Source organism: Pararhizobium sp. LjRoot238 (assembly GCF_964252955.1).
In the GTDB taxonomy this organism is placed as follows: domain Bacteria; phylum Pseudomonadota; class Alphaproteobacteria; order Rhizobiales; family Rhizobiaceae; genus Pararhizobium.
Window position 1 is genome coordinate 31,777 of sequence record NZ_CAXUPP020000004.1, and the last position, 14,258, is coordinate 46,034.

A 14,258-nucleotide genomic window follows, 5' to 3' on the forward strand; every position below is an offset into this window, starting at 1 on the left:
CCCAGGCATTCGATTGTTCCCAAACCCATGGGAAAAAGTGCCCATGATCGTTTGTAAGCAAACTAATTTTGACGTATTAGTCCAGAAGGCAGCGCGGCATTTTCCTTTGCGGCAAATGAACGATTGAAGCTTATGCGCGGGCATATTTTCATATCATCTGCCGATGACGGGAGTTCATATGGGCCAAATCTTTACCAAAAGGTCAAAAATGCGCTAAAATGGCATTCTTTATATCCTTTTGCGCACTTTGGCTGGCATCTCCATTTGCTCGTTACCCTCTGGACTACATTCTTCTTATTTTTAGTTTGTATACGAATTAATATGTCGAACTCGTCATGGAGTCAACACTTGCCTTCCGTCAGAGCCTGCTGATATGGGCGAAAAAACCACGGTAAAGCGCGGTGCGAGCGGCCCGGAAGAAGCCGGCACCGTAATTTCCCGATTGACCAGTTGATTGCAGACGACCGCGCCGTCTTCGCCTTCGGTCACAACTAGCGCATTGGAGCCGACCGTCGGAAGCTCGATCGTTCCCTCGACGGGCTCCGCCGCTGACATGCGGAAGCTGACATGGCCTTTTTCCACGACCATATCGGACAGTTGCCCGCGCATGCGCGTGCGCAAAAAATCGGCACCGTTGAGTGCGAGTGTCAGACGACCGTCGCGTATGGTGACGGTCGCAGACCCGGCCGGCGTCAGCATCGGCCCCATGGAAACATCGTCTCCGGAATTGGTGATGGTCCACCCCCGCCAGGGATCGAAATCGCAGATCTCGCCGACCGCCATCATCGGCAACAACGCGGCCCAGATATAGAAGGGATCGGTATCCCCCTGGTCCATCGCCTCGCCCGTCACAGCATTGTAGTTTTCCGCCGCGATGCGGCCGGTTCGCCAGGACTTCATGAACAGATCATAGCTCTGCCGTGCCAGAGCGCGTGCCTCCGCAAAATGCCCATACCGGCGCAGGCCGAGCCAGACCATGAAATTGACATTCGGCCAGATACGCCCCCGCCAATAGACATTGTCGGCGAAGGCCGGATCGTCGCGGGTGGCATTCGGCAGACCGAACGCTCCGGCAAAGGTGTTCTCGTCCTTGAGATGGCGAAGCAGGTGTTCCGCCTGATCGGCGGTCGCAGCGCCGCAAAGCAACGGGTAGAAGCTTGTTGGTGACAAGGAGCGAACAAAGCCGCCCTTGCGCTGCCGGTTTGCGAAGATTTTGCGCGTGCCGTCCCAAAGCTCCTCAGAAATCAGCTTGCGGCTCTGTGCTGCTGCGCCCGCAAACTCGTCCGCGTCCGCCTGATATCCGAGCACCGCCGCCATCTTGGACAGCATTTCGGCATCCAGCGCCAAAGCGCAGTTCAATCCGAGATCGAAGGTGGACAGCGATCGCGTCGCAGGCTCGTAGGCAGCCTCGTCATGCGTGGCCGAATTGTCCATGCCGGTTTCGTTGCGCGCGGCAAAGGCCGTACCCTTGTAGAGCCCCTCGCCCACATCGGAGGTTCCGCAGGAGACGAGACCCGCACCGTCCGGATCGCGATGCGTCCGCCACCAGCGCTGGTTTCGCGCAAGCGCATCGTAAGAGGCCTTGAGGATCGAGCTTTCGCCCGTCCGCTGATAGAGTTGCCACGCGATCAGGGCTCCATGCGGCGCCTGGCTGCGGTCCACCCAAGCATCATTTGACGTGACGATGCAGGCGATATTGCCTTGCGGCGTCGCGCCGGCCAGAGCGACGGCCATATTTTCGCGGGCAAGGTCGGCGTCGAAAACACCGGCGAGAAGGGCTGCGAACGTCTGGTCGTTGTACCAGACCGCGAACTTGCCAAGGTTCCAGATGCGCGTGACCGCGGTGTAGGGGCGAGCATTGGTTTCGTCCCAGACGGTGTTCCAGGCCACGACGTCGCGCATGGCATCCAGCGCGCCCTCATAAACTGCCGTATGCGCCGGCGGCATGTGTTCCGGCCGGTTCGCCGCGAGACCGGCGATGGCCTTCTCGATTGCAAGCGAAGCACTGTCCGCGACGGCGGCGCAATAGGCACCGCGACGCATCATTTCCAGATTGAACCGAAGGGCGAGAACAGGTGCGGCATTGCTGCGGCTTGCGAGGTGGAAATAGCCGTTCGCCTCGAAATCGGCGCGCAAAGCGGCAATCGTCTCATGGCCGGTCACCTGAACCGGCGCATCCGCCGTTGCAATCGCAACAAACCGTGTTCCGACCTTGACCAGGGCAACGCCTTTTTCCGCATCGAACGTCACCGTCTCGCCGCCCTCGGCGGATATCGCGATCGTGACCCAGAAGCGCAGTCCCCATTCGCCGGTTTTCAAGCCCTGCCACTGGCCGCGAACCGTAAATGGATCGGATTTCGTTGCCGAAAAGCCCAGCGTGGTCCCGGAGTGATCAGTCTCAAGGTCGATGTGCGAAGCGTCGATGCTGTGGCGTCCAAGCCGCACGGTATTGCTGCGCGGGGCGATTTCAGAGGTCGTGCGGCTTCGGCTCGAATAAAGGATCGGTGTAATCCGGACGCCGAGCGGCAGAAACACCATCTCCGCCGGGCGGTCAGACCAGCTGTTCCAGGCGCGGCTTAGGGGTACGGTCGTGTGCAGCAGCATGTCTCGGGTTCCCGTCAGTGTGTGTTCGCAAGCGGAATGAGGCGCGGCGGTGTGGTCAGGCCGCTCTTGTCCAGCATCTCACCCTGATAAGATGTGCCAGCGTAATAGCGATTCGCGGCGGTGTTGGACACGGCAAGCTCCAGTTCGTAGCGACCGGGCGGCAACCGGCCGAGCAGGAAACGATATGGCCGCCAAGCGCGCTGGCCGACCTCGCGACCATTCAGCCGCACGGTCACCGCCGTGTGAACCTCGCCGAGCTCCAGCATCCATTCGTCGTTGGACGCGATCTCGAGGCTATGCCGGTAGATGCCTGTTCCGGAAAAGTCCGGACGGCCTTGTGCCTCCCATCCTGCGCGGACGGAAATCGGAGCAAAATCGCTGTCGCTTCCGGCAAAGTTCCAGCCATCTTCAAGGGGCATGGCACGCGACGGATCCCACACAGGAAGCGACGAGAACTCATTATCGCCCAGCGCCTGCCCATCCGCTTCCCTCAGGCGGAGACATTTCGCCTGTTGAGGTTCCAAACCAACCGCCAAACGTCCGAATGCGCCGATGGGGCCGTCCGCCCCGTCGGTTGCCGACCAGACCTCGCAGTCGAAGCCATCGCCTTGGGTGATGCTGCATTCGAGGCTCTGCATTCCATCATTAAAGAGAACGACCCTCCACCAGCCGTCCGCATCCCGGCCTACCCATCGCCATAAAAACTGACCCGCCGGCGCGACAATCTGCGGTCCGACAAGCGGCAAGCGCGCGACCAACTCGGCAATGTCCGATCGCGCCGGCAGATCGCGCAGATGCACTGTCCCAAGTTCATCGGAGCCGTCGAAAGTGCCGTTGCAAACGCTTTTGACACCGTTGCCAGACATCCAAATCATACCGCCGGCGGCGCGGAAATCCGCCAGCTTGTGCAGCGTATCGGTGGAATTAAGAACCGTGGCCGAAGGCATGACGACGGCATCGAAGGCAAGTCCAACCAGCCCGATCGTTCGGCCGTCGATGGACGCAGTCGACAGGTCACCTTCATCAACCAGCATGAAATCGCAGCCGAGCGCCAGGAGATGCTCGCACCACGCGCCGATATGCGTCGCATGGCTATTGCGCGGCCCTTCGGCCCAGGCCGTGTGCAGCGGATAGAGGATAGCAACACGCGCATGCGGCGTGGCAGGCTCGATGAATGCCGAGATCCGCGCCGATTCCTCTGCGAAAAGATGATGATAGGCCCACCATGGTTCGAAATTGATGCCCGGTCCATAGTCGAAGCGCGGATTGGCAAACGGGGTCGGATCGCTGTCGTGACCGTCCGTCTGGTACACGCCATGCCACAGGAACTGCCGGGTTCCCAGGCAATGCAGCCGGATCGCCTGCGCCCGCATGGTCTCCAACGTCAATTCCCATTGACCGGCCGCACGAACGGGCGTGCGGGTCGCACTTGCATAGGTCTCGACGACACAACGGCTGCGGCCATTGGACCGGGCAACGGAATCGCCCAATTTCGGGGCGAGCTGGGCGACGAAATTGTTGGAATCCACCGCTGTTTCATGGCGGAAACGGTCGATGCCGAAAAAGTCCGTGGCAGGCGCCACCCTTGGGTCGATGCTGGTGAAGCCCCCGCTGAGAGACCAGGAGCTGATATGTGGCAGGATCTCGTGCCCCGTCAGGACGATTCCGCAATCAACTGCCCACGCGCGCAAGGTGCCGAAGAAGCTGGTGTTCATCAGGCTCGAATAAACCTCGTAGAACTGCACCCGCAGCCTGGGCGTCTCTTGGCCGACATCGCGCAGCAGCGACAGAAGAACATACGGAAAAGCGGCCCCGGCCTTCTCCACGGCGATCGGCGCAAGCGTCGCGGCAAAGAGAAGGCTGTTGCCCAGATTGCCCGCCAGTTGATCCCAACGATAGAAGCCTGCGGCCGGCTGGTCGTAGAAGACGAAGCCCAGCGGATCGGGCATCAGATCGCCCAAGATACGGCGATAGGGTTCAAGGCCCACCTCGATGAACCGGGCTGCCGCCTCCGGCAGAAGATAGTTGATGTGCCTCGACGTCGCGGAGCGGGCGCTGACGAAGACCGTGATCACTTGACCGGCCGGAACCTCGCCGTCGAAAACGAAACTGCACGACAGCGCGTTGGCATCCGCAACCCGCACTCGCGCACTGATGTCGATCGCCTGATGAACATCGCTCATTGCGCCGGACGGATGGAGAAGTGCCGCCTCGATCGTCCATTCGCACCAACGGGCCAGCCCGCCCTCATAGTGCCAGCGCAGGATTTCACGCCCCATGCTGTTGACGAAGGGCGGATGGATACCGCTGATCTTCCCCGTAGTCTCCGGCGCAGTGGACCAGAACAGGTGCCGTTCCCGCAGGTCGTCGCGGCCATCCACCGTTCGCCCGCCGGCGTGGCCACTGATCCAATTGTAGTCGTCGTAGATACCGGCCTTCAGGCCGAGCTCGCCGGCAATCTCGATTGCCTGCCGATAGGCGGCAAGATAGGCGTCCGACAGATAGAGTTCGCGGGGAAAGGCTATGCGCGCCTGAATGAGGATGGTACCGAAGCCCTGATCGCGGAAATCGGTCAATTGCGCGCGGCTGGTTTGCGCATCCGGTATCGAATGCCAGAACCAGTAGGCAGACGGGCGGAACGCATGGGTCGGATCGCGAAACAGCGCCCGGCTTTTCGCCTCCGTCATCGCCTCGTTTTCCACCCGCGTTTCCATCCTCAATGCACCATGGATTTGATGCGGTCCATTGCCTGACCGGTGCCAGCCCAGGCGTCTTTTCCGGGCGCGAAGCGCGCGCGCAGATAGGCCGTCAGGTCCTCCAACTGCGCACGATCCAGCACGTCGCGAAATGCCGGCATCGACATGACTTCCGGTGCTTCGCGGCCTGTCGTTTCGGCAAGGATCGCAGGGGCTTGCACGCCGTTCATCAGCACCTGGAGAACATTGTCGGGCACATCGCTGTGCAGGTTACTGTTCAGCGTCAGCGGTGAAAGGATCGAGTTTCCTTCATGGCAGGAGGCGCAGGCGCCTTCGAAAATGCGCGCGCCCTTCGGCGAAATTCTGGCGGCTTGCTCTGATGCCGTAACGCTTGCCGCGATCGCCGCTTGCCTCTGAACATCCGGCGCTTCGGACGCAAGCGAAGTGTTCAACCGCGAAAGATATACGGCCATGGCATGGATATCGCTGTCCGGCAGCGGCGTAAGCGCCGAGATCACATCGGCCATCGGACCGGCGGCGCTGCCGTGATCGCGCGCATGGCCGCTGCGAAGATAATCGTAGTACGCACTCTCGGTCCATGTCACCGGCCCCTTGCCCAAGGCGTTCAGCGCCGGCGCTTCCCAGCCATCGGCAAAGCCGCCGGAAAGATGCGCCTTACCGGTCTTTTCCGCACCCAGCACGTTGCGCTCCGTGTGGCAGGCGGAACAGTGGCCGAGGGTTTCCACAAGATAGGCACCGCGATTCCAGACAGCATCCTTCGCCTGATCATATCGGAAGGGAGCTGCCTTCAGGAACATGGCATTCCAGCCCGCCATCATCGAACGAATGCTGTAGGGAAAAACCAGTTTCGTTTCGGGCGCTTTCCGCGCGACGGGCGCCTGCGTCATCATGAAGGCATAGAGGGCCTGAAGGTCGGCTTCCTCGGTGCCGGCAAATGACATGTAGGGATGCGCCGGATAAAGATGATGGCCGTCCCGGCTGATGCCCTGGCGCATGGCGCGCTCGAAGGCCGGATAGGACCAATTGCCGATGCCGTTTTCCGGGTCTGGCGTGATGTTGGTGGCATAGACCGCGCCGAACGGCGTGTCGAACCGGCGCCCGCCGGCAAAGGCCCGGCCGTCGGTGCCGACATGGCAGACATTGCAGGCACCGGCCGCAGCCGCAAGCCGGCCGCGCTCGATGGTTATAGCGCTGTAGACATTCGGGTCCGGCCGCTCGACCGGACTGATGGCCGGACGCCAAGGAGAGGCCATCGTCGCAAGGCCGGCGACGGCGCTCAAGATACCAACGACCGGCACGCCTATGGTCCACCAGCGGCGCTTGCGAACGGGTGGAATAGTCTCCGCGACATTCTTGCCATTGAGGCCGGCCAGGACGCGCTCCGGCGTCAACGGCAGTTCGCGAAAACGGATGCCGGTCGCATCGAACACGGCATTGGCGATGGCTGCGGCACTCGGAACGGAGGCCGACTCCCCAACACCGAGCGGCGGCTCGTCCGGCCGCGGGATCATCAAGACGTCAATATCCGGTACTTCGGGGAAGGTGATCAGCGGATAGCCGCCCCACTCCTTGCTGGTGACGGCCGTTGATGAAAAGCCGACCTGCTCCTTCAGCACGCGGCTGGTGGATTGGATGATGTTGCCGTGTATCTGATGGCGCACGCCGTCCGGATTGATCATCAACCCGGAATCCTGACCGCAGATGACACGCGTCACCGCGATCTCGCCCGTCTTCTTGTTGACGGCCACGTCGGTGACCCAGGCAGCCCAGGCAGCGGCCGTGCCGGGGAATTTCCCGTGCACGTAGACGGCATAGGCAAAACCACGGCCGTAGAGCAGATCGCCTTCGCCGCCCAGGGTTCCGGGGCCGGTATGTGGTACCCATTTGGCGCGCTCGGCAACAGCCCGGACAAGATCGACGGCCCGGGCGTCCTGCAGATAGCGCAGCCGGTACTCGATCGGATCGACACCGGCGGCGGAAGCGAGTTCGTCGACATAGGATTCATGCGCGAAGGTATTCGGCATGGCCGAGACGCCGCGAAACCACGACGCACGCGCGATCGGCGGCATGTCGTGCACGGTGACGCGAAGATTGCCATAGGCGTAGGGCGGGATGGCGGTCCGGTCGCCCATCTGCAGCGTATCGGCAACCGGGGCGATCTTGCCCGTTAGGAGCAGCGGCAGCGTCGGTGCGAGATTGGACGGATAGCGCGTTTCAAAATCATAGGCAGCGGGGCCGCCTTCGAGATCGAGGCCGCCGCGCACGTCGATCACCTGTGCCGCGCCCTTGGGCTCCCAGGCGTGCTCCTGCTCACGGGTGAGCTGTACCCGCACCGGCCGGCCAACGGCCCGCGACAACAGGGCCGCATCGGCGGTGACGTCGTCGGCACAATTGCGGCCGTAGCACCCGGCCGCCTCCAGGCGCTCCACGGTGATTTTCTCTTCCGGTATATCGAGAAGAACAGAGAGGTCCTTGCGCATCGGAAAGGGGTTCTGCGTGCCGGACCACACCGTCAGATGATCGTCGCGATAATCGGCCACCGCGCAGGACGGTCCGATCGAGCCGTGCATCTGGTAGGGCCACACATAGGTGCGGTCCATCGCATTTGCCGCTCCCGCAAGCGCCAGATCGACATTGCCGCGATCCGCCAGTTTCCGTGGGGTCGACGGATGGGCACGCAGCGCCTCTTCCGGAGCGTTGAGATCTGGCTGCTCCGGCGGAAGACGCCAGACGGCTTTCAGACTTTTTGCAGCTTCCGCCGCATTTTCCTCGCGGGCGACAACGACGCCGACAAAATCACCGATGGCGACAACCGCGACGAGACCCGGAACATGCGCGACCGAGCTTTCGTCGACCGAAATGAGGCTCGTTCCGATATGCGCGCCGTGATCGAACCCCGCATAGGGCGGGCGCACCACTCGCCCGTGCAGCATGCCCGGCAGGCGAACATCGTGCACATAGGTCCAGCGGCCGGTTGCTTTGGCAGGAATATCGACACGCGGCCGGGAGGACCCGACGATCCTGTAGGCCGAAACCGGTTTCAAGGGCGCTTCGGGATCAATGACCATCTGAACATTGGTGCCAGCGACAAGATCGCCGAAGGACAGGCTGACATTCTCGCCGGTGACCGCGCGGATGATCCCATCCTCGACAACGAGATTTTCAGGTGGCAGTCGAAGCCGTTCGCCCGCGCGACGCAATAAATATTGCCGCGCCGTCGCAGCCGCGCGCTGCAGCGGTTTCGCAGTGATCTGGATAGTCTCGCTGGCGATAGTCGCGCCCTGATTGGGCGCGGCGGAAGTGCTGCCCAGCACCATTACCACGTGTTCAAAGGGCACATCGAGTTCTTCGGCGACGATCTGGGCAAGCGATGTTCTAATGCCGGTCCCGAGATCCACGTGCCCGTTGAACGCGGTGACCCGACCGTCTGCATCGATGGCGATGTAAAGCTCGGCATCCGGAGACGACGTGGAGACGACAGCCAGCATGTCCGGCGCGGCGAGATAGCTCGACTTTGGGAAATCGCGACCGACGGTCATGCCTGTGTCTCCGGAATGGCGCAAAGGGCGCTGGCTGACGAAGCGGCCTTGGACAGGAGGACGGCCTTGCGCACGGCAGCGAGAATTTCGATATGCGTGCCGCAGCGGCAGAGATTGTGGCGCAAGGCTTCGCGGATGTCGGCCTCTTCAGGATCAGGATTGCGACCCAGCAATGCGACCGAACTGATGATCATTCCATTGAGGCAATATCCGCACTGCGCCCCGGATTCCTCGATAAAGGCCTGCTGGACCGGATGGAGATGCTCCTCATCACCAAGCCCTTCGAGCGTGGTGATGGCTCGCCTCGCAACTGCCGCGATCGGGACCGTACAGGATCGCACCGCGCGCCCATCTATCAGAATGCAGCAGGCGCCGCATTCGCCCAGACCGCATCCGTATTTCGGCCCGTTGAGCTCGAGATCATTGCGAAGAATATAAAGCAGTGGAGTCTTGGGATCGGCCTCGACGACCACATTCCTGCCGTTGACCTTCAGAGAAAATAGCGAGTGCGCGGACGTCTTCGTCATCGTGTTGACCCGAGCCCGAGATAAACAGAGGGATCACCGGCGTTGTTCACCTGACGTCTGCAGCAGCGCTTGGCAATGAACGACATGAAGCTCCTCGCTCGTGTCGCGCCATCGGCCACGGCCAATGGCAGCGTCTTTTCGATATAACAAGTGTATACGCTTTATATTTTTTCTTGCAACGAGAATTTCTGATCAAATATCCATCGCAAATGTGCGGTATCGCAGCAAATTTAGGCAGTTTTTTCGTTACTCTGCGTCCACTTTACTCTTGCAGTTTAAAGTGTGTACGCTTAATATGCCGAGCTGAAGATTGAACCATCGAAGTCTTTCACAGACCGCCAAGGGGAAGCGTCCATGCCGAACGACAACCAGACGATCGCAATCATCGGCGCCGGACTTGGCGGCGCGGCCGCAGGTGCGCTGCTGCAGCATGCGGGCTTCAATGTTGAGATTTTTGAGCAGGCGCCGAGCTTTTCTCGTCTGGGCGCCGGCATTCATATGGGGCCGAACGTCCTGAAGATCTTTCAGCGCATCGGCATGGATCAGAAGCTCGTCGATATCAGCAGCACGCCGGCCTATTGGTTCAGCCGGAACGGCCTTACGGGGGAGTACCTCTCCCGCATTCCGCTCGAAGGCTATGGGGCGACCTATTGTACCGTCCATCGCGGGGACCTTTCGGCCTTGCAGATGGACACCATGACTCCGGGGACCGTTCAGTTCAACAAGCGATTGACCCGCCTCGAAGACAGCGGCTCGGATGTCTATCTCGAATTCCAGGACGGCACGTCTGCACGTGCGGCAATCGTCATCGGCGCTGACGGCATCAATTCCCGTGTTCGCGAGACGCTGCTTGGCGCGGAACGGCCGAATTACAGCGGATGGGTCGGTCATCGCGCGATGATTTCCGCCGATAAGCTGAAGAAGTTCGACCTCACTTTCGAGGACTGCGTCAAGTGGTGGGGGCCGGATCGCCACATGATGGTCTACTACACCACCAGCAGGCGCGATGAATATTACTACGTCACCGGCGTTCCGCACGCCGCCTGGGCATTCGATGGCGCCTTCGTGCAGAGCAGCCGCGAAGAGATGTCCGAGGCCTTTGCCGGCTACCACCCGGTGATCCAGGCGCTGATCGAAGCCACCGACGACGTCACCAAGTGGCCTCTGTTCAACCGCAATCCGCTGCCGCTCTGGAGCGAGGGCCGCATGGTCCTGCTCGGCGATGCCTGCCACCCGATGAAGCCGCATATGGCGCAGGGTGCGGCCATGGCGATCGAGGATGCGGCGATGCTGGCGCGGTGCCTGAAGGAAACGGGATCGCAGGACTACACGACCGCCTTCCGCCTCTATGAAGCCAGCCGCCGCGATCGGGCAACGCAGGTCCAGACCGTCTCGAACGCCAATACGTTCCTTCTGAAGCAGGAGGACCCATCCTGGGTCTACGGCTACGACGTCTACGCTGAGCCGATCCTCGACAAGAGCGTCGCATGAGCGCGGCCCTTCTCTACGGCGGACATGCCTTTGCCAATGGCATTCGCCAGCATTACCTCCGCTATGGCGGCAAGGGGCGGCCGATGATCCTGATCCCCGGTATCACCAGCCCGGCGATCACTTGGGGCTTCGTCGCCGAACGCCTTGCCGAACGCCATGATGTCTACGTTCTCGACGTTCGGGGGCGCGGCCTGTCCTCGACCGGCCCCGACCTCGACTACGGTCTTGATGCCATGGCCGCCGACGTTATCAGCTTTGCGCAGGCGCTCGGCCTTGCCGCCCCTGCCCTTCTCGGCCACTCCATGGGTGCGCGCATCGCGATGCGGGCGGCAAACGCCGGCGGCGACTTCTCTCGCCTCGCCCTCATCGACCCTCCCGTCTCCGGACCGGGCCGCAGGCCCTATCCAAGCAAGCTGCCCTGGTATGTCGACAGCATTCGTCTCGCGCTGGCGGGCATCGATGCAGAAGGCATGAAGGCGTTCTGCCCGACCTGGACCGAAAGCCAGCTGCAGCTGCGCGCCGAATGGCTGCACACCTGCTTTGAACCCGCCATCGTCACCGCCTTCGAGGACTTCCACAAGGACGACATCTTCCCGGATTTCGCCACGCTGAAGCAACCGTCGTTGCTGATGGTCGCGGGGCGCGGCGGTGTGATCGCGCCGGAGGACGAAGCCGAGATCCGGGGTCTCAATCCCGCCATCGAGGTGACTCGCGTACCGAATGCTGGCCACATGATTCCGTGGGACGATTTCGACGGCTTTTTCGAAGCCCTTGGAGATTTCCTCTCCCGATAAACGCCGATGGCGGGCCTGTGGTCCGCCATTTTTATTGCCGCAGCGAGAGCGCTGAATTGCGCGTCCGTATATTCATCAAAGGAGCCGTCCGTGCAGAAACTCTACCGTATCGGCCAGATCGTGCCGAGTTCCAACACCACGATGGAGACGGAAATTCCGGCGATGCTCACGGCCCGCCAGATGATCCGCCCGGAGCGCTTCACCTTCCATTCCAGCCGCATGCGCATGAAGAAGGTGGTGAAGGAAGAACTGGCCGCCATGGACGCCGAATCCGACCGCTGCGCCATCGAGCTGTCCGATGCCCGCGTCGATGTGCTGGGATATGCCTGCCTCGTCGCCATCATGGCGATGGGGCTTGGTTATCACCGCCAGTCGGAAAAGCGCCTGACCGGCCGCACCCAGGAAAACGGTGCGAACATCCCAGTCGTCACCAGCGCCGGCGCGCTGATCGAAGGGCTTAAGGTGATGAAGGCGAAGAAGATCGCCGTCGTCGCGCCCTACATGAAGCCGCTGACCGAACTCGTCGTGAACTATATTCGCGAGGAAGGCTTCGAGGTGATGGATTGGCGGGCGCTTGAAATTCCCGACAACCTGGATGTTGCCCGCCACGATCCAGAAAACCTGCCGGCCATCGTCCAGACGCTCAATCTCTTGGATGTCGATGTCATCGTGCTTTCGGCCTGTGTGCAGATGCCATCCTTGCCTGTCATCGCCAAGGTCGAGGCCATGACGGGCAAGCCGGTCCTCACTGCCGCCGTCGCCACCACTTATTGCATGCTGAAATCACTGGGACTGGAAGCCGTCGTACCGGGTGCCGGCGCGCTGCTGTCCGGCGCGTATTGAGGAGAGCCCGATGGTCAGTGCCGAAACCAACTATCAGGGCGTCTGGGGCAACCGCATCGGTTTCGGCCAGCGGCCGGCCCTTCTGGTGATCGACTTCCTGAAGGCCTACACGGTGGAAGGCGCGCCGCTCTTTGCGCCAGGTGTCGTCGATGCTGTGGCGCAAACACCAGTGCTCCTGGCTGCCGCGCGGGCCGCGGGCATTCCCGTCATCCACACCCGCATCCTCTATCTCGCAGAGAACTGCGCCGATGGCGGCATGTGGGTGAAGAAGGCCCCGGTCATGAAGGCCATGGTCGAGGGCAACGTGCTGGCCGAATTCTGCGACGGCGTCGCGCCGGAAAAAGGCGAACTGGTCATCGTCAAGCAATATGCCAGCGCCTTTTTCGGCACCAGCCTCGCCTCGCTGCTGCACACGCAGGGCATCGACACGGTGATCATGGCCGGCTGCTCGACCAGCGGCTGCATCCGTGCCAGCGCCGTCGATGCCGTGCAACACGGCTTCCGGACCATCGTCGTGCGCGACTGTGTCGGCGACCGGCATCCCGATCCGCACAATGCCAATCTCTTCGACATCGACAGCAAGTATGGCGACGTCGTCTCGCGCGACGAGGCGATCGCCGAAATCGCCAAGGTCAAGTCCGACTGTCCGTAACTTTACAAAACAGCCAAACCTTAAAACAAGATAGGGGAACGAGCATGGATCAATTCAGCTTCACGGAAATCTGCCTGCATCAGTTGAAGATGTCAGGCGTCCACGAGGGCGAAAAACTCATCGTCCTCACCCAGGGCAACGAGCGCCTCGATTACGCCGACGCCTTCATGGCCGCGGGCATGCGTCTCGGGGCCAAGATGTATCACATGCGTTTGCCGCCGGTGCCGCCGGCAGGTGCATGGGCGGTCGGCCAGACAGGCCTCGCGGCCATGCCGGAAGCGGTCGAGGCCCTGAAGGCCGCCGACATGCTGATCGATTGCATCTTTCTGCTCTTCAGCCCGGAACAGATGGCGATCCAGGCGGCCGGTACGCGTATTCTGACCGCCGTCGAACCGCCGGAGCTTCTCGCCCGCATGTTGCCGACGAAGGAACTGCGCGAGCGCGTCGAATTTGCCGGCGACCTGTTGTCCAAGGCGAAGGTGATGCGGATCACCTCTGCGCATGGCACAGATGTGACCTACAAGCTCAACACTTATCCCGCAATCACGGAATATGCGTGCACCGACGAGCCGGGCCGCTGGGATCACTGGCCCTCTGGCTTCGTATTCACCGGTGGTGACGACGACGGCGTTGACGGTACGATCGTCGTTGCTCCGGGCGATATCCTGCTGCCGCAGAATATCTACGTGCGCGACCCGATTATCTATACCATCGAAAAAGGTTGGATCACCGACATTCGCGGCGGCCTCGACGCAGAGCTGGTCAAATCCTACATGGCAGGTTTCAACGATCCGCGTGGCATGGGTATGAGCCATGTCGGCTGGGGCCTCAATCAGAACGCCAAGTGGCATCGCATGGTGCCCGGCGAATTCCCGGGCGGCATGGGCATGGAGGCCCGCTCATTCTACGGCAACGTCATGTTCTCGACCGGCCCGAACAATGAACTCGGCGGCCCGAACGACACGGCCTGCCATCTCGATATCCCGATGCGCAATTGCTCGCTCTTCCTCGACGACGAGCCGATGGTTCTGGATGGCAACATCGCGGTCAAGGAAATGCAGCACAACTTCAAATAAAGCACCGGATTTTCG

The 14,258-nt window shown here is 61.4% G+C and carries 9 protein-coding genes; 5 read left to right on the top strand and 4 right to left on the bottom strand.

The features are described from left to right. Positions 1-333: 333 nt before the first annotated feature. The 4 genes from ACSQ3F_RS26430 to ACSQ3F_RS26445 are packed head-to-tail and all read right to left on the bottom strand — an operon-like array spanning position 334 to position 9,387. Positions 334-2,604: an MGH1-like glycoside hydrolase domain-containing protein gene (locus ACSQ3F_RS26430; RefSeq protein WP_436103161.1), complete on the bottom strand. Its 2,271-nt coding sequence runs from the start codon at positions 2,602-2,604 to the stop codon at positions 334-336. A 14-nt stretch (positions 2,605-2,618) separates the two neighbouring features. Further along, positions 2,619-5,291, bottom strand: coding sequence for a carbohydrate-binding protein (locus tag ACSQ3F_RS26435; protein ID WP_436103162.1), 2,673 nt, complete (start codon positions 5,289-5,291; stop codon positions 2,619-2,621). A gap of 29 nt (positions 5,292-5,320) precedes the next feature. Continuing rightward, complete coding sequence (locus ACSQ3F_RS26440; protein WP_436103163.1) at positions 5,321-8,860, bottom strand: molybdopterin cofactor-binding domain-containing protein; 3,540 nt, start codon at positions 8,858-8,860, stop codon at positions 5,321-5,323. Further along, entirely contained in the window at positions 8,857-9,387 is a 531-nt protein-coding gene (locus tag ACSQ3F_RS26445; protein ID WP_436103164.1) for a (2Fe-2S)-binding protein, read from the bottom strand. The genes ACSQ3F_RS26440 and ACSQ3F_RS26445 overlap by 4 nt, the downstream gene beginning before the upstream one ends. 354 nt (positions 9,388-9,741) lie before the next feature. On the opposite strand from ACSQ3F_RS26445, the gene ACSQ3F_RS26450 reads away from it, so the two are divergent. From ACSQ3F_RS26450 to ACSQ3F_RS26470, 5 genes are all read left to right on the top strand, one after another. After that, the gene (locus tag ACSQ3F_RS26450; RefSeq protein ID WP_436103165.1) at positions 9,742-10,878 is read left to right on the top strand and encodes an FAD-dependent monooxygenase; all 1,137 of its coding nucleotides are present in this window, start codon (positions 9,742-9,744) and stop codon (positions 10,876-10,878) included. Next, the gene (locus ACSQ3F_RS26455; RefSeq protein ID WP_436103166.1) at positions 10,875-11,672 is read left to right on the top strand and encodes an alpha/beta fold hydrolase; all 798 of its coding nucleotides are present in this window, start codon (positions 10,875-10,877) and stop codon (positions 11,670-11,672) included. The genes ACSQ3F_RS26450 and ACSQ3F_RS26455 overlap by 4 nt, the downstream gene beginning before the upstream one ends. 90 nt (positions 11,673-11,762) lie before the next feature. Further along, positions 11,763-12,515: a maleate cis-trans isomerase family protein gene (locus tag ACSQ3F_RS26460; protein WP_436103167.1), complete on the top strand. Its 753-nt coding sequence runs from the start codon at positions 11,763-11,765 to the stop codon at positions 12,513-12,515. Between the two features lie 10 nt (positions 12,516-12,525). After that, positions 12,526-13,167: an N-carbamoylsarcosine amidohydrolase gene (locus ACSQ3F_RS26465; protein ID WP_436103168.1), complete on the top strand. Its 642-nt coding sequence runs from the start codon at positions 12,526-12,528 to the stop codon at positions 13,165-13,167. 44 nt (positions 13,168-13,211) lie between these two features. Continuing rightward, complete coding sequence (locus ACSQ3F_RS26470) at positions 13,212-14,243, top strand: leucyl aminopeptidase (RefSeq protein ID WP_436103169.1); 1,032 nt, start codon at positions 13,212-13,214, stop codon at positions 14,241-14,243. The last annotated feature ends 15 nt before the right edge of the window (positions 14,244-14,258 follow it).

What these genes read in the sequence shown, in the direction of transcription:
- ACSQ3F_RS26430 (WP_436103161.1), bottom strand. Translation starts at nt 2,604, where the DNA reads ATGCTGCTGCACACGACCGTACCCCTAAGCCGCGCCTGGAACAGCTGG.
- ACSQ3F_RS26435 (WP_436103162.1), bottom strand. Translation starts at nt 5,291, where the DNA reads ATGACGGAGGCGAAAAGCCGGGCGCTGTTTCGCGATCCGACCCATGCG.
- ACSQ3F_RS26440 (WP_436103163.1), bottom strand. Translation starts at nt 8,860, where the DNA reads ATGACCGTCGGTCGCGATTTCCCAAAGTCGAGCTATCTCGCCGCGCCG.
- ACSQ3F_RS26445 (WP_436103164.1), bottom strand. Translation starts at nt 9,387, where the DNA reads ATGACGAAGACGTCCGCGCACTCGCTATTTTCTCTGAAGGTCAACGGC.
- ACSQ3F_RS26450 (WP_436103165.1), top strand. Translation starts at nt 9,742, where the DNA reads ATGCCGAACGACAACCAGACGATCGCAATCATCGGCGCCGGACTTGGC.
- ACSQ3F_RS26455 (WP_436103166.1), top strand. Translation starts at nt 10,875, where the DNA reads ATGAGCGCGGCCCTTCTCTACGGCGGACATGCCTTTGCCAATGGCATT.
- ACSQ3F_RS26465 (WP_436103168.1), top strand. Translation starts at nt 12,526, where the DNA reads ATGGTCAGTGCCGAAACCAACTATCAGGGCGTCTGGGGCAACCGCATC.
- ACSQ3F_RS26470 (WP_436103169.1), top strand. Translation starts at nt 13,212, where the DNA reads ATGGATCAATTCAGCTTCACGGAAATCTGCCTGCATCAGTTGAAGATG.